The sequence below is a fragment of the Streptomyces sp. NPDC001027 genome (assembly GCF_040299045.1).
Taxonomy (GTDB): Bacteria; Actinomycetota; Actinomycetes; order Streptomycetales; family Streptomycetaceae; genus Streptomyces.
This window is the reverse complement of the sequence record NZ_JBEPBI010000070.1, coordinates 22,413-37,524: the sequence shown is the minus strand read 5'-3', so window position 1 is coordinate 37,524 and position 15,112 is coordinate 22,413. Positions and strand designations below refer to the sequence as shown.

Sequence of the window (15,112 nt, the reverse complement as noted above, 5' to 3'; positions counted from 1 at the left end):
GGTTACATTCCGAACCCGGAAGCTAAGCCTCACAGCGCCGATGGTACTGCAGGGGGGACCCTGTGGGAGAGTAGGACACCGCCGAACAATCATTGCAGAAAACCCCCGTGCCATTCGGCACGGGGGTTTTCTGCGTTTAGGGTCTAAATATGCACTACGACTTGGTGGTCTTCGACAACGACGGCGTCCTCGTGGACAGTGAGCCGATCTCCAACCGCCTGCTGGCCGGGTATCTGACCGAGCTGGGGCATCCGACCAGCTACGAGGACTCCATCCGGGACTACATGGGGTCGGCGATGCACCGTATCCATGACCTGGTCGCGGAGCGGACGGGAGAGCGGCTGCCGGCCGACTTCGACGACGTCTTCCACCGGCGGGTGTTCGACGCCTTCGAGCGGGAGTTGCGGCCCGTCCCCGGCATCGTGGCCGTGTTGGAGAAGCTGGCGGCGGACGAGGTGCCGTACTGCGTGGCGTCCTCGGGGAGCCATGAACGAATCCGCGTGGGGCATCGGACCACGGGCCTGGACCGGTGGTTCGACGAGAGCCGTGTCTTCAGCTCGCAGGACGTGGGCAAGGGGAAACCGGCTCCGGACCTCTTCCTCTTCGCGGCCGAGCGGATGGGCGTCGAGCCGGGGCGGTGCCTGGTCGTCGAGGACAGTCCGCTGGGGGTGCAGGCCGCCCGGGCGGCCGGGATGGACGTGTACGGGTTCACCGCGATGACGCCTGCCGCGAAGCTCGCGGGGGCCACTCAACTCTTCGCGGACATGGATCAGTTGGGTGACCTGCTGGTCTGACGCCGGTCCCGGCGGACGGACTGACATTTGTCATGCCGAGCTTTGGACGATCGTTTCTACTGGGGGACCCCTCCCGGCGGCGAAGCTGTGTGCATGACGACGAACCAGCACAAGAAGCAGAACGCCTTCGCTCCGCTCATCGTGGACGTGGCGGTGCCGCTCGGGTCGTACTACCTCTTCAAGGGCGCGTTCGGGATGAGCACCTTCGCCGCTCTCGCCTGGAGCAGCGTGGTGCCGGCCGCGCGGACGCTGTGGAGCGTGGCCAGGGAGCGGACGGTCAACGGGCTTGCCGGGCTGATCCTCGTCGTCAACGTCGTCGGACTGGTGCTCAGCTTCGTCGCCGGTGATCCGCGGCTGATGCTGGCCAAGGACAGCGGGGTCAGCAGCACGGTCGGGATCGGGATCCTGGTCTCCGTGATGCTGGGGAAACCGATGATGACCGCGGGGCTCAAGCCGTTCCTGGTGAAGGGCAACGCCGTCCGGGACGCTGCGTGGGAGCGGCTGGCGAGCGGGGCGTCGGTGGCGTCGGCGGACTTCCGGCGGCGGGAGCGGGCCTTCTCGGTCGTGTGGGGCGCGGTGCTGCTCGCCGAGTGCGTGGTGCGGGTCGTGGGGGCCTACACGGTGCCGGTGGACACGATGGTGTGGCTCGGCTCGGTGATCATGATCGTGGCGATCGTGCTCGGGATCGTGGTCGGCGGGGCGCTGGGGGCCGTGCCGATGGAGGCGATGGTGTCCTTCGAGGCTAAGGCCGCGGACGAGACGAAGGCCGCAGGCGAGACGAAGGCTGCGGAGGCCGAGATGGTTCTCGCCCGGTAGGGCGGGTCTGCGGCCGGTGGGCCGGCAGTCCGGTGGAAGCTGAAGGAAACTCATCTTTGGCTGGATCTACCCACGAGTACGCAGGGGCCCTACGCTCGCCGCCATGACAGATGTGCTGCGGCGCGGTAGGGCCTCTCTGGCGTTCGGCTTCTTCGCGCAGGGAGTCGCCTTTGCGCTGCTCGTGACCAGGATTCCGGCCATCCAGGACAGGTACGGGGTTTCTGACGCGCTGCTGCCCGCCTTCCTGGCCGCCGTCCCGATCCTCGCGGGCGTCGGCAGTGTGACGACGGAGCAGCTGGTGAAGCGGATACCGCCGAGCCGGCTGCTGCGCTGGTCGCAGCCGGTGGTGCTGCTGGCGCTGCTCGGGGTCGGGGCGGGAAGCGGAATGGTCGGGCTGGGCGTCGCGCTGGCCGTGTTCGGGCTGGCCGTCGGTGCGCTGGACGCCTCGATGAACATGCTCGGGGTGAGTCTGCAGCGGACGTACGGGCGCAGCATCATGCTCAGCTTCCACGCCGTGTACAGCCTGGGAGGGATCCTCGGGGCCTCGCTCGCCTGGGCGGGGGCGCACTGGCATCTCGCGCTGTGGGTGTCGTATCTGCCGGTGGTGGCGGTGCTGTTGCCTGCGGCGCTGGTGGGCAGCCGGTGGTACGTGGACGGAGGCCCGGAGGCGGGCGGGGTCGGTGCGCAGGACGAGAAGGCGAGCGGGGGCGAGGCGGGCCTCGTCTTCAAGGTGCTGCTGCCGCTGTGTCTGGTGATGACCTTCGCCTACATCGGGGACTCGACGGTCTCCAACTGGAGTGCGAAGTACCTCCAGGACGTGCTGGGCAGCTCGGAGCAACTGGCGACGGTCCCCTACAACGTCTACATGGTGACCACGCTGCTCGGGCGGGCCATCGGGGACTTCGGGGTACGGCGTTTCGGGGCCGCGGCGGTGGTGCGGCTGGGGGCGCTGGTCGCGGCGGCGGGGTTCGCGGTGGTGGCCGTCGCGCCGGGCGCGTGGGTCGGGATGCTGGGGTTCACGCTCGTGGGGCTGGGGCTGTGCGTGCTGGTGCCGCAGACGTTCGCGGCGGCGGGGCGGCTGTTCCCGGGGGCCTCGGATGCGGCCATCGCGCGTCTCAACATCTTCAACTACGTCGGGTTCCTGATCGGGTCGCCGTTGGTGGGGGCGCTGGGGGACGCGTGGAGCTATCGGGGGGCCATGGTCGTGCCGATGGTGTTGGTGCTGGTGACGCTGGCGTACGCCCGTTCGTTCGCTGCTCAACCGGACCGATACGGTGACGGGCATGAGCGGCCGCGCACAGCTGATGTGGGACGAGGCAGTAACGGGCTATGACTTCGGGCCCGGGCATCCGATGGATCCGGTCCGGCTGGATCTGACCCGGAGGCTGGTAGGGGCTCTGGGCCTGGACCGGGAGGTGCGTGTCGTCTCGGCGAAGCCCGCCGGGGAGTCGACGCTGCGGCTCGTGCACCGGGAGGACTACGTCGACGCCGTGAAGGCGGCGTCGGCCGAGCCGGGGGCGGCGGACCAGTCGTACGGGCTGGGGACCATGGACGACCCGGCGTTCGCGGGGATGCACGAGGTGTCGGCGCTGATCGCCGGGCTCTCCGTGGGGGCCGCGGAGGCCGTGTGGCGGGGGGAGGCGCTGCACGCCGTGAACTTCGCGGGCGGGCTGCACCATGCGATGCCCGGGGGCGCGTCCGGGTTCTGCATCTACAACGACGCCTCGCTGGCGATCGCCCGGCTGCTGGAGCTCGGGGCGGAGCGGGTCGCGTACGTGGACGTGGACGTGCATCACGGGGACGGGGTCCAGGCGGCGTTCTGGGACGACCCGCGGGTGCTGACGGTCTCGTTGCACGAGCATCCGCGGACGTTGTTCCCGCAGACGGGCTGGCCGGAGGAGACGGGCGGAGAGGCCGCGCAGGGGTCGGCGGTGAACGTCGCGCTGCCGGCCGGGACCGGGGACGCGGGGTGGCTGCGGGCGTTCCACGCGGTGGTGCCGGAGGTGATCGCCGACTTCCGGCCGGACGTGCTGGTGACCCAGCACGGGGCCGACACGCACTTCGAGGATCCGCTCGCCCATCTCGCCGTGTCGCTCGACGCGCAGCGGGCCGTGCAGGTGGCCTGCCACGACCTGGCGCACGAGCACGCCGGAGGGAAGTGGGTCGCGCTCGGCGGCGGCGGGTACGCGGTGGTGGACGTGGTGCCGCGGTCGTGGGCGCATCTGGTGGGTGTGGCGGGCGGGGCGCCGGTGCCGCCGGAGACGGTGATTCCGGAGGGGTGGCGGCAGGACGTCTTCGCTCGTACGCGGCAGTTGGGGCCGATGCGGATGACTGATGGGCGGTGGCCGGTGGGGTGGGCCGGGTGGGAGTCGGGGTACGACCCCGCTGATCGGCTGGATCAGGCGGTGTTGGCTACTCGACGGGCGGTGTTTCCCTTGCGGGGGTTGTTGGCGTAGGGGTGGTGCGGGGGGTGTCGGGCGGGCTTTCTTCGCCCCCGCCGCCCCTTCCCGTCCCGTCCGCGGGGGCTCCGCCCCCTGGACCCTCGGTCGGGCTGGACGGCCTCGTCCTCAAGTGCCGGACGGGCTGAAAGCCGGGCGGGGGTTACGCCGACTGTGGGGTGTTCTTGGGGTTTTTGTGCAGGGATGGGGTTCGTCCGTCAGCATCGCTTGGGTGTTGAGTACCGGGGCGCTTCGGGCGCATCTGCTCGCCGCGCGGCTGGCGGGGGTGGTCGCCACCTCGCGGGAGGCGAGTCTGCGGAGCTATCGGCTCTTCGCCGCCCGGGATCCGCGCGCGCTGATCGGGCTCGATCCTGACGGGAGTTGGGGGCAGCGGGAGCTGATCTCGTTGATGGCGGACAAGTGTGGGGTTTCGGCCGATCCGGGATACGTGTCGGGGCATGATGTGATCGATCCCGAGCGGACGCTGGCCGCTCTCGACGCGTTCGCGGGGCGGCTCGCCTCGGTCGCCCAGCGTGGCGCGGCCGTGCTCCTCGGCACCGGGCACCCCCATCGGCTGCTGGGCTTCTACGCCGGTCTTGCGGACGCTTTGCAGACGGCGGGATGTGATGTTCTCACCCCTGCGCAGGGTCGCTGTGTCGACATAACGACCCGGTTCGGCCTACGCCCCCACACCCTGGACTACGTACGGGGGGTGGCGGTCGTCCGGGAGGCGAGGGGCGGACGCGCCGGTTGTGCGACCGGTGCGCACAGCCATTCTCCGCTGCCGGTTCGGGTGGCGCTCGGCGCGGCGGCCGAGGCCGGCGGGCCGCTGCCGGAGCTCGTGATCGGGGACCATGGATGGGTCTGCGGGGCTGGTCAGCTGGGGTTCGAGGCGGTCGGGCTGGCCGACACGGACGACCCCGCGCTGTTCGTGGGAGAGGCCGAGGGAATCGTCTCGGTGGCCGTTCCGCTTGATGACGCCGTGCGGTCCGCTTACTACAGGCCGCTGACCCGCTACGTACTCAATCGAGCGTGTCTGTCACGGTAGGCCGCTGATGGGTGCACCTCTTCCCCACTCGCATCACCCGCCCCTACATTGGGGAGTGAGCACGCAGCGACGAAGAGTCACCGGAAGGGGAAGCCGGTGGCCGTCGAGTCGAGTGCGGAAGGTTCAGGTGTGTCATGGCTGCAGCTGGCGAGAGGCCTCTGAACGAGGTTCAGTTCCTGACCGTGGCGGAAGTCGCCTCGGTGATGCGAGTGTCGAAGATGACCGTGTACCGGCTGGTGCACAGTGGTCATCTGCCCGCGATCCGGGTGGGGCGGTCCTTCCGCGTCCCCGAGCAAGCGGTTCACGAGTACCTCCGCGAGAGCTATGTGGGGGTGGAAACCGCCTGACGGCCGGGGGCCTGCCCGCCAGGCAGGCCCATGGGCGAGAGGCCCGGCCGTCAGTGCCGTCCCGGGCCCCTCCTGGCCTCGATTACGACCTCAGCGCTCAGGCGGGTAGGCTAGCCCCTCGTAGGTCGTATGGGCCCATGGCGCCCAGCACCGAGTGATGAGAAGTGAGCGAGGGTAGTCGTGGGCTCTGTTATCAAGAAGCGGCGCAAGCGGATGGCCAAGAAGAAGCACCGCAAGCTGCTCAAGCGCACGCGTGTTCAGCGTCGTAACAAGAAGTAGGCGCGAGAAGCAGGCAGGTCCTGCTTCTTCGTGCGTCCTTCGCGCGACGCGAGCCGCGTAGGCGTGGTGTGGCCCCCCATCGATCCGTCGATGGGGGGCCACACGCATATCCGGGCGTCGTGCGGTCCGTTGAACGTCGTGCGCATGTCTGGACCGGCATGATTGCCGGTGTGGGTCTGCGACCACCCGTTTCTCGTCACTTCGCGCATCGGGGAGTCATCACAGGGCAACACCGACCCGCTAAGTTGGCCCGCAGACGGGAACCCGGTGCGGCAGCCGGCGGTTCCAGGACGGAAGGAAGGCGCGGATCTTGGGAAAGGTCGTGCTCGTTACCGGAGTGGCCCGTCAACTGGGGGGCCGCTTCGTACGGCGGATCCAGCGTGACCCACAGGTCGACCGGGTGGTCGCCGTGGACGTCGTGCGGCCCGAGCATCATCTCGGGGGCGCCGAGTTCATCCAGGCCGACATCCGGCAGCCCACCATCGCGCGGGTGCTGGCCGAGACCGGCGCCGACACGGTCGTCCACCTGGACGTGACGGCGACCGCGCTGGGCAGCGGAAGCCGGACCACGGTCAAGGAGACCAACGTCATCGGGACGATGCAGCTGCTCGGCGCCTGTCAGAAGTCGCCGAACGTGAAGCGGCTCGTCGTGAAGTCCAGCACCAACGTATACGGCTCGGCGTCCCGGGACCCGGCCGTGTTCACCGAGACCACGCCCGCCAAGGCGCTGCCGAGCGGCGGTTTCGCCAAGGACACCGTCGAGGTCGAGGGCTATGTCCGCGGGTTCGCCCGGCGGCGGCCGGACGTCGCGGTGTGCGTGCTGCGGTTCGCCAACATCCTCGGGCCCACCGCGGAGACGCCGCTCGCCTCGTACTTCGCGCTGCCCGTGCTGCCCACGGTGCTCGGCTACGACCCCCGGCTGCAGTTCGTGCACGAGGACGACGTGATCCAGGTGCTGCGGATCGCCTCGCACGAGCCGCAGCGAGGCACGCTCAACAGCGGCACCTTCAACATCGCCGGGGACGGGGTGCTGCTGCTGTCGCAGTGCTCGCGGCGGCTCGGGCGGCCCACGGTGCCGCTGCTGCTGCCGGCCGTCACATGGGCGGGCTCCCTGGTGCGTACGCTGGGCATGACGGACTTCTCGCCGGAGCAGATCCGGCTGCTCACCCACGGCCGGGTCGTGTCGACGGTCCAGATGCGCGAGACGCTCGGGTTCACGCCCCGGTACACGACGGCCGAGACGTTCGAGGACTTCGCGCGCGCCCACGGGCCCGGTCTGCTGCCGCCGGGGGCCGTCGCCGGGGTGGTCGACCGGATCGCCGCGCTGCCGCTGCCCGGCGGCGCCCGCGGCACTGCCCCGGACCGGTCCCCGGTCACCCCCCCGACGCAGAGCGCCAACTGAGGAGCGCATCAACGATGGCGGACGCCAAGGTCATTCCGTTCGACGACGACCGGTCCCGGGGAAGCGCCGTGGCGCGGCCGTCCCGGCGACGGGGCGCGGGGAGCCGGCGCAAGAACGGCGAGCCCGCGCAGGTCCGGGAACTCGGCGAGGCGGGCGAGAAGGGCCCGGTCGGTGAGGTTCAGCCCCTGCACATCGGGGCGGCCGGGCTGGATGATGTTCCTGTGACGGGTGAGGAACGGTCTGACGAGGCCGGGGGCGGCTTGGAGCGGCGGATCGCGGGCGGGTTGTCCTTCCTGCGCCGGCGGCTCACGGGCGACTACGAGGTCGACGACTTCGGCTACGACGAGGAGCTGACCGACCAGGTCCTGATGTCCCTGCTGCGGCCGCTGTACGAGAAGTACTTCCGGGTCGAGGTGAAGGGCGTCGAGAACATCCCGGCCGAGGGCGGGGCGCTGATCGTCGCCAACCACTCCGGGACGCTGCCGCTGGACGGCCTCATGATGCAGGTCGCCGTCCACGACCAGCATCCGGCGGGACGTCATCTGCGGTTGCTCGCCGCCGATCTCGTCTTCGTGCTGCCGGTCGTCAACGAGCTGGCGCGCAAGCTCGGGCACACCCTGGCCTGCGCGGAGGACGCCGAGCGGCTGCTCGGCCAGGGCGAGCTCGTGGGGGTGATGCCGGAGGGCTTCAAGGGCATCGGGAAGCCGTTCAACGAGCGGTACAAGCTCCAGCGGTTCGGCCGGGGCGGCTTCGTCTCGACGGCTCTGCGTAAGGGCGTGCCGATCATTCCGTGCTCGATCGTCGGGGCCGAGGAGATCTACCCGATGATCGGCAACGCCAAGACGCTGGCGCGGGTGCTGGGCATCCCGTACTTCCCGCTCACGCCGACGTTCCCGTGGCTGGGCCCGTTGGGCGCGGTCCCGCTGCCGACGAAGTGGACGATCCAGTTCGGCGAGCCCATCCCGACGGACGGTTATCCGCCGGAGGCGGCGGAGGATCCGATGCTGATGTTCAACCTCACGGACCAGGTGCGCGAGCAGATCCAGCACACGCTCTACAAGCTGCTGGTGCAGCGGCGCTCGGTGTTCTTCTAGCCGTCGCCGCAGTTCGGCCGGTCGGCGGTGGTACGGCGATGGGGCGCCCCTTCGAGAAAGGGGCGCCCCATCGCCGTGTGCGGTGGTGCTACTCCGCGTCCTCGCCGTCGATGCCCAGGCCGGGGAGAAGGCCGGGGAGGAGCGGAGGGAGGGTGACGTCGGGCCGCGTGAGGGGCGGGCTGGGCATCGACGGCGAGGTGCCGCCGGTGTCCTTCGGCGGGTCGAGGAGGCCGCCGGTGTTGCCGCCGAGGAGGCCGTCGTCGCCGGTCCCGGAGGTGGCGGACCTGCTGGGGCTGCCGGTGTCGCCCCCGGTGTCGTGGGACGTGTCCTTGCCGCCGCGGCCCGGCGTGGTCCCGCGGCCGGTGTCCGAGGAGCTGCCGGTGGACGCCGACCCGGTGCCCTGCCGGGTGTCGCGGCCGCCCGCGGCGGGGGGCCGCGGGAGCCGGGACTGCAGCGGGGCGACCTCGTCGTCTATGGCTTCGAAGACCGACGAGACCTGCTGACTGACGTCCCCGAGCTGGACCGGGAGCCGCTCGCGAAGAGCGCCCCAGGCCTCGCGGTGCGAGCGGGAGAACGCGTCGAGGGCCTGGATGGGGCCCAGCGAGTCGGGGTCGCGGGTGTACGCCTCGTGGAGGAGGCGATGGCCTTCCGACGCATCGTGCTGCATGCCGTTCAGGGCGCGCCGGATCTCGCCCAGGGATTCGTGGTCGAGGTCGCCGCTGCGGCCCCGTTCCATGAGTCTTCGGGCCTCGCTGAGCCGGGTGGAGGCCTGGTCGAGGTAGGTGCGACCGCGTTCGTCGTCACCGTCGGCCAGGTAGTTGAGCTTGAAGTCCTCGATCCCGCGCTTCAGCCCGTAGAGCCCGTCGCCGGGGAGGGCGTCGGAGCTCGCGGCGGCGACTCCGCCGAAGGCTCCCGCCGCGACGCCGACGCTCAGGCCGCCCGCGGTGAGGCCCCTGGCGAGGCGGGAACGCGGCCGGAACTTGCCCAGAGGGCCGGCCCGGTGTGTGCCCCTGCCCCGGTGGGATCGCTGTTCGGGGACCGACAGGTCCGCCGCCTCGCCTCCCGCGGTGCCAGCCTGCAGCATGGCCTCCATCGCTGCGACCAACTGGGCCCGCTGGACGACCTTGACCTCGGGATCGAGTTCCGGCTTGGGCAGCTCGGCGAGACTCGTGGCGAGGGCCAGCAGCTGGCCCTGCCCGGTCTGGTCCGCAGCGGCCGGCGCCGGCGGTGATCCTTCGGTCTGCTCGGCCGCCGTGCCCTGGTCGGACTGCTCCTCCAGGGCCTGGGCGAAGGCGTTCGCCCGCCGGTGCGCCGATACGTTCGCGATCACGGGCGGCACCTCCTCTCGTCATGACGGTCGACTCCCTCGGGGTGCTGAGGGTTGCACGCCCGGTGCCGGTTGCACCCGATCGAGTGAGCGGGGGCGGCCAGGACGTGACCACAGGGAGCCTGTATCCCGCACAACGACTGGCGCGGCACTTGGGTTACGGACTGCGGATGATCGGATCGGGAAGGCAACGGACTTTCACTGAGCGTGAGTTGGGGAACGCCGACAGTGGGCTGCGGGCGGGGGCGGTCAGCGGGCGTCTTCCGGCAGCAGCCGGGCGAGGGTGCGGACGGCCCGGTACTGGAGGGTTTTGATGGCGCCCTCGTTCTTGCCCATCACCCGAGCCGTCTCGGCGACGGAGAGGCCCTGCAGGAACCGGAGCGTCACGCACTCCTGCTGCTGGGGGTTGAGCCGCCGCACCGCGTCCAGCAGTGCGGCGTTGGACAGGGACTCCAGGACGGAGTCCTCGGGGGAGCGCTCGACCTCGTTGGCGTCGAGCATCTCGCCGGTGGTGACCTCGAGCCGGAAGCGGCTCGACTTGAAGTGGTCGGCGACGAGGTTGCGGGCGATGGTGACGAGCCAGGCGCCGAAGTCGCGGCCCTGCCAGGTGAACGTCCCGATGCGGCGCAGGGCGCGCAGGAACGTCTCGCTGGTGAGGTCCTCGGCGGTCGCCTTGCCGCCCACCCGGTAGTAGATATAGCGGTACACGGTGTCGCTGTACTGGTCGTACAGCCGCCCGAAGGCGTCGGCCTCGCCGGCCTGAGCGCGTTCGACGAGGTCCATCATCCGGGCGCTGTCGCTGTCGGCGGCCGGTCGGCGGGGGGCGGTGGTCGCGCCGCTGGTCGAGCGTCCTCTTCTGCCGACCGCGGCGCTGCCTTCCGCCAGTGCGTAGCAGGGGCCCGCCGGAGCGGCGGTGGCGAAGGCGGGGCCGGCGTACGCGGTGGGGACGAAGCCGCGCAACAGGTCCTGGACCGTAGCGACCGTTGCGCGCAGCGTAGCCAGGCCCGAGGTGTCAACCCCGACGTGTGGGTACACGGGACTCCCAGAGGCAGAGCTTCCATCACGTGCAGTGCGGAACCTTTCACCCGTCGTAGCGACAGGAGGGGCGCCGGATTGCGTCTGAGGAGAATAACGCTTCGTACAGGGGCTGCTACGCCGAGTTGCTCAAATCATCGATTACGTCGCTTCTGTGGCCTATTGGCGCTCGATCAAGTGATGCAGGCTGAGCGGTTGTTGATCGGAACGGTTCGAGTTTCGGGTCGGTCCAGGGCGTGTTGTGGCGGTGCGCGGACAACGGAACTGGATACGGGGTTACGTGCGTACGACCGTCGGATTGGTCGGGTTTGCTCGTGGGTGTGGGGTGTTGTCGCCGGCGTGACGGCCGCGGGGGCGCCGGGGCGGGCGGGGCGCCGGGGCGGAACGCGGAGCGGCCGGGCGGTGTCGTACCGCCCGGCCGCTCCGTCCGGTCCTCGCCCCGCGTCGGTCGGCTCAGCGCCGGCGGCGGTGCAGCGCGATCGCCGCCGCCGTGCCGCCCGCCACCGCGCCGACGCCCGCCGCCGCCGGGATGCCGACCTTCGCCGCCTTGCGGCCGGTGCGGTAGTCGCGCAGCCGCCAGTCGAGGCTGTGGGCGTGCTTGCGCAGCTTGGCGTCCGGGTTGATGGCGTAGGGGTGGCCGACCAGCGAGAGCATCGGGATGTCGTTGTGGGAGTCGCTGTACGCGGCGCAGCGTGAGAGGTCCAGGTTCTCCGCCGCCGCCAGCGCGCGCACCGCCTCCGCCTTGGCGGGGCCGTGCAGGGGCTCGCCGACGAGCTTGCCGGTGTAGACGCCGTCGACGGATTCCGCGACGGTGCCCAGTGCGCCGGTGAGGCCGAGCCGGCGGGCGATCACCTGGGCGATCTCCACCGGGGCGGCTGTGACCAACCACACCTTCTGGCCGGCGTCCAGGTGGGCCTGGGCCAGGGCGCGGGTGCCCGGCCAGATGCGCTCGGCCATGTACTCGTCGTAGATCTCCTCGCCGATCGACATCAGCTCGGAGACGCGGTGGCCCTGGACGATCGACAGGGCCGAGTCGCGGGCCTCCTGCATGTGCTCGGGATCCTCGACGCCGGCCAGCCGGAACCACGCCTGCTGCCAGGCGAAGCGGACCAGGTCGTGGGTCTCGAAGAACTTCCGTTTGTACAGACCGCGGCCGAAGTGGAAGAGCGCGGCGCCCTGCATCACGGTGTTGTCGAGGTCGAAGAAGGCGGCGGCCATCGCGTCGCCGTGCACCGGGAACTGCGGTTCCCGGTCCGAGGTGTCCAGGGCTTCCTGGGAGTCCAGGGCTTCCTGGGTGGACTTGCGGGCTGCCTCGGCCGAGGCCTCGCCTGCCAACACGCTCCGCGCCGTGGCGGAACGCCTACGGGGAGTGAGCCATCCTAGAGCGGCCATGGCGTGAGCATAGCCAGTCCGTTCGGCTGTTCCGGATCCGCGAGGTTGGCAGCGTGTGAACACTCGCGGCCGTCCCGTCGCCGAAAGCGCGACAATGGCGCCATGAGTCCCCTCTTCCGACGCCGGACCGACGCACGCGAGCGGTCGGTCACTCTCATCCGCAAGGCGGGCTGCCATCTGTGCGACGACGCGGAGCGGGTGATCGCGCGGGTCTGCGAGGAGCTCGGCGTGCCCTGGGAGGAGAAGGACATCGCCGACGACCGCGAGCTGTACGAGCAGTACTGGGAGCAGATCCCGGTGGTCCTGGTGGACGGCCGGCAGCACACCTTCTGGCGGGTGGACGAGGGGCGGCTGCGCAAGGAGCTCGCCGGATGAGACCGGGTGAGCCCCGCTGGGACCGGAAGAGAACTGACCGAGCAGTACAAGGACGTACCGGGCGTCGCTTAGGATCGATGGCGCTTTGGTCTCGGGGGCGGGATTCACGAGGAGAGTGACGGTTTTGCCCCCTGTAATGACGCGCGTGACCCCGGTCACGTTGGCCGGGCAAATCGGACACCATCTTTGTGCACGCGTTCACAAAGACATAGCCTGCACTCGACGGGGCGGTCTGGGAACATGTGACCGCCTGCAGCCCCGCTCTACCCGCAGGAGCACCGTGGCAACTGGCCGAACTCACCGACCGGCGACCCGTAGCCGAGGGATTCCCGAGGCCACCGTCGCCCGGCTTCCGCTGTACCTCCGCGCGCTGACCGCACTGTCGGAGCGCTCGGTGCCCACGGTCTCCTCCGAGGAGCTCGCCGCCGCCGCGGGAGTCAACTCCGCGAAGCTGCGCAAGGACTTCTCCTACCTGGGCTCCTACGGAACGCGCGGTGTCGGCTACGACGTCGAGTATCTCGTCTACCAGATCTCGCGTGAACTCGGTCTCACCCAGGACTGGCCGGTCGTCATCGTCGGCATCGGAAACCTCGGCGCGGCGCTCGCCAACTACGGCGGGTTCGCCTCGCGCGGGTTCCGCGTCGCGGCCCTCATCGACGCCGACCCCGCGATGGCCGGGAAGCAGGTCGCCGGGATCGCCGTGCAGCACAGCGACGGCCTGGAGAAGATCATCTCCGACAACGGCGTCTCGATCGGCGTCATCACGACCCCGCCGGGCGTGGCCCAGCAGGTCTGCGACCGGCTCGTGGCCGCCGGCATCACCTCCATCCTGAACTTCGCGCCGACCGTGCTGTCCGTGCCCGACGGCGTCGACGTGCGCAAGGTCGACCTCTCCATCGAGCTGCAGATCCTCGCCTTCCACGAGCAGCGCAAGGCCGTCGAGGAAGCCGCGGCGAGCGACGCCGCCGCCCCCGCGCCCGTCAGCCGCGACGCCTCTGCCGATCAGGGACCCGACGGGGACGTGCCCGCCGTGATGCCGGCATGAGCCTCCTCGTCGTCGGACTGAGCCACCGCAGCGCTCCCGTGAGCGTGCTGGAGCGGGCCTCCCTGTCCACGGACGCCCAGTTCAAGCTGCTCCAGGACACGGTCGCCGCCGAACCGGCCGCCGAGGCCGCCGTCCTCGCCACCTGCAACCGGATCGAGCTGTACGCCGACGTGGACAAGTTCCACGCGGGCGTCGCCGAGCTCTCCACGCTGCTCGCCCAGCACAGCGGCGTCGGCATCGAGGAGCTCACCCCCTACCTGTACGTGCACTACGAGGACCGCGCCGTCCACCACTTCTTCTCGGTGGCCTGCGGGCTCGACTCCATGGTCGTCGGCGAGGGGCAGATCCTCGGGCAGATCAAGGACTCGCTGGCCCGCGCGCAGGAGCTGCACACCGCCGGACGGCTGCTGAACGACCTGTTCCAGCAGGCCCTCAGGGTCGGCAAGCGCGCCCACTCCGAGACCGGCATCGACCGCGCCGGGCAGTCCCTGGTCACCTTCGGCCTGGAGCAGCTGGCCGCGGGCGGGGACGTGAGCGAGTGGGCGCGGGGCAAGCGGGCCCTCGTCATCGGCGCGGGCTCCATGTCGTCGCTGGCCGCCGCCACCCTGGCGCGCGCCGGGATCACCGAGGTCGTGGTCGCCAACCGCACCCTCGACCGCGCCGAGCGGCTCGCCCAGATACTGACCGAGGGCGGCGGCACGGACGTGTCGGCCCGCGCGGTACCGATGCAATCGGTGCCGGCCGAGCTGACACGTGCCGACGTGGCCGTCTCCTGCACCGGTGCGACGGGCCTGGTCCTGACGGCGGAAGCGGTCGCCGCCGCCGTCGAGGGCCGTACCGGGGCGCCCGCCGCCTTCGACGAGGTGAGCCCGGCCGCGGACGTACGGCCGCTGCCGCACGCCTCGGCCGGCGCCGACGAGAACTGCCCGCTCGACCTGGCCGCCGCGCAGCAGTCCGCCGTGCAGCAGTCCGGCTTCTCCGTGCTGGGGGAGGCCGCCGTCGCCGGCATGGACGCGGCCACGCTGGAGCAGCACGCCGCCTGGGTCGACAACGCGACCGTGGACCGCCGGCTCGCCGCCCGCCGCGACCCCTCGGCCGACGCCGAGCTGATCACCGCGCTGGCCGCGACCGCCGCCGCCGTCGGCCGCATCCCCGAGCGCCGCAGGCCCGAGCCGGTCGCCGCGCCGGCGCGGCCGCAGCCCGTCCTCTTCCTGCTCGACCTCGCGATGCCGCGGGACGTCGACGCCGCCGCCCACCGCCTCGCCGGGGTGCGGCTGGTCGACATCGAGTCGCTCTCCGAGGCCTCCGCCGACGCCCCGATGGCCGCCGACGTCGACCAGGTGCGGCGGATCGTCGCCGACGAGGTCGCCGCGTTCGGCGCCGCACAGCGGGCCGCGCACATCACCCCGACCGTGGTCGCGCTGCGCGCCATGGCCGCCGACGTCGTGGCCGGCGAGATCGCCCGGCTCGACGGGCGGCTGCCCGGCCTGGACGACAAGCACCGCGCGGAGATCACGCAGACCGTGAAGCGCGTCGTCGACAAGCTGCTGCACGCGCCGACCGTACGGGTCAAGCAGCTCGCGGCCGAGCCCGGCGGCGCCGGGTACGCGGACGCGCTGCGGACCCTGTTCGACCTCGACCAGGAGACGGTGGCCGCCGTGTCCCGGGCCGAGGACAGCACCGAGAAGAACGCACAGAACCGAGGGCCGGCATGAGCGGC

The 15,112-nt window shown here is 71.0% G+C and carries 15 protein-coding genes, 1 rRNA gene and 1 pseudogene; 14 read left to right on the top strand and 3 right to left on the bottom strand.

The window, feature by feature from the left end; translation table 11 throughout:
- The 11 genes and pseudogenes from rrf to ABT300_RS20630 all read left to right on the top strand — a co-directional run.
- A 5S ribosomal RNA gene (rrf, locus tag ABT300_RS20675) occupies positions 1 to 87 on the top strand; the annotation flags it as partial.
- Between the two features lie 62 nt (positions 88 to 149).
- The gene (locus tag ABT300_RS20670) at positions 150 to 794 is read left to right on the top strand and encodes an HAD family hydrolase (RefSeq protein WP_351677651.1); all 645 of its coding nucleotides are present in this window, start codon (positions 150 to 152) and stop codon (positions 792 to 794) included.
- 93 nt (positions 795 to 887) lie between these two features.
- Positions 888 to 1,610: a VC0807 family protein gene (locus ABT300_RS20665; protein ID WP_351677648.1), complete on the top strand. Its 723-nt coding sequence runs from the start codon at positions 888 to 890 to the stop codon at positions 1,608 to 1,610.
- A gap of 103 nt (positions 1,611 to 1,713) precedes the next feature.
- Positions 1,714 to 2,943 carry an MFS transporter gene (locus tag ABT300_RS20660; RefSeq protein ID WP_351677645.1) on the top strand — a complete coding sequence of 410 codons (1,230 nt, stop codon included), beginning with the start codon at positions 1,714 to 1,716 and terminating at the stop codon, positions 2,941 to 2,943.
- Complete coding sequence (locus ABT300_RS20655; RefSeq protein WP_351677642.1) at positions 2,894 to 4,066, top strand: acetoin utilization protein AcuC; 1,173 nt, start codon at positions 2,894 to 2,896, stop codon at positions 4,064 to 4,066. Before ABT300_RS20660 ends, ABT300_RS20655 begins: the two co-directional genes overlap by 50 nt.
- A pseudogene (locus tag ABT300_RS44520) lies at positions 4,015 to 4,199 on the top strand (hypothetical protein); the annotation flags it as partial. The gene ABT300_RS20655 and the pseudogene ABT300_RS44520, both read left to right, overlap by 52 nt.
- A gap of 81 nt (positions 4,200 to 4,280) precedes the next feature.
- The gene (locus ABT300_RS20650) at positions 4,281 to 5,096 is read left to right on the top strand and encodes a phosphatase (RefSeq protein ID WP_351677640.1); all 816 of its coding nucleotides are present in this window, start codon (positions 4,281 to 4,283) and stop codon (positions 5,094 to 5,096) included.
- A 134-nt stretch (positions 5,097 to 5,230) separates the two neighbouring features.
- Entirely contained in the window at positions 5,231 to 5,443 is a 213-nt protein-coding gene (locus ABT300_RS20645; protein WP_004984898.1) for a helix-turn-helix domain-containing protein, read from the top strand.
- 180 nt (positions 5,444 to 5,623) lie between these two features.
- Positions 5,624 to 5,722: a 30S ribosomal protein bS22 gene (locus ABT300_RS20640; RefSeq protein ID WP_003948845.1), complete on the top strand. Its 99-nt coding sequence runs from the start codon at positions 5,624 to 5,626 to the stop codon at positions 5,720 to 5,722.
- Between the two features lie 310 nt (positions 5,723 to 6,032).
- Positions 6,033 to 7,124: an NAD-dependent epimerase/dehydratase family protein gene (locus tag ABT300_RS20635; protein WP_351677638.1), complete on the top strand. Its 1,092-nt coding sequence runs from the start codon at positions 6,033 to 6,035 to the stop codon at positions 7,122 to 7,124.
- A 14-nt stretch (positions 7,125 to 7,138) separates the two neighbouring features.
- Positions 7,139 to 8,218 carry a lysophospholipid acyltransferase family protein gene (locus tag ABT300_RS20630; RefSeq protein ID WP_351677635.1) on the top strand — a complete coding sequence of 360 codons (1,080 nt, stop codon included), beginning with the start codon at positions 7,139 to 7,141 and terminating at the stop codon, positions 8,216 to 8,218.
- A gap of 88 nt (positions 8,219 to 8,306) precedes the next feature.
- On the opposite strand, the gene ABT300_RS20625 is transcribed toward ABT300_RS20630, so the two are convergent.
- The 3 genes from ABT300_RS20625 to ABT300_RS20615 all read right to left on the bottom strand — a co-directional run bounded on the left by ABT300_RS20625 (position 8,307) and on the right by ABT300_RS20615 (position 11,972).
- The gene (locus tag ABT300_RS20625) at positions 8,307 to 9,548 is read right to left on the bottom strand and encodes a DUF5667 domain-containing protein (protein ID WP_351677632.1); all 1,242 of its coding nucleotides are present in this window, start codon (positions 9,546 to 9,548) and stop codon (positions 8,307 to 8,309) included.
- Between the two features lie 246 nt (positions 9,549 to 9,794).
- The gene (locus tag ABT300_RS20620) at positions 9,795 to 10,580 is read right to left on the bottom strand and encodes an ECF subfamily RNA polymerase sigma factor, BldN family (RefSeq protein WP_351677629.1); all 786 of its coding nucleotides are present in this window, start codon (positions 10,578 to 10,580) and stop codon (positions 9,795 to 9,797) included.
- Between the two features lie 453 nt (positions 10,581 to 11,033).
- Positions 11,034 to 11,972 carry an HAD family hydrolase gene (locus ABT300_RS20615; RefSeq protein WP_351677626.1) on the bottom strand — a complete coding sequence of 313 codons (939 nt, stop codon included), beginning with the start codon at positions 11,970 to 11,972 and terminating at the stop codon, positions 11,034 to 11,036.
- Between the two features lie 102 nt (positions 11,973 to 12,074).
- Here ABT300_RS20615 and ABT300_RS20610 point away from each other — a divergent pair, with 102 nt between their 5' ends.
- The 3 genes from ABT300_RS20610 to ABT300_RS20600 all read left to right on the top strand — a co-directional run bounded on the left by ABT300_RS20610 (position 12,075) and on the right by ABT300_RS20600 (position 15,107).
- A complete protein-coding gene (locus ABT300_RS20610; RefSeq protein ID WP_351677623.1) occupies positions 12,075 to 12,347 on the top strand; it encodes a glutaredoxin family protein in 273 nt (90 codons plus the stop codon).
- 280 nt (positions 12,348 to 12,627) lie between these two features.
- Positions 12,628 to 13,392: a redox-sensing transcriptional repressor Rex gene (locus ABT300_RS20605; RefSeq protein ID WP_351677620.1), complete on the top strand. Its 765-nt coding sequence runs from the start codon at positions 12,628 to 12,630 to the stop codon at positions 13,390 to 13,392.
- Entirely contained in the window at positions 13,389 to 15,107 is a 1,719-nt protein-coding gene (locus ABT300_RS20600; protein ID WP_351677617.1) for a glutamyl-tRNA reductase, read from the top strand. Before ABT300_RS20605 ends, ABT300_RS20600 begins: the two co-directional genes overlap by 4 nt.
- Positions 15,108 to 15,112 lie beyond the last annotated feature (5 nt).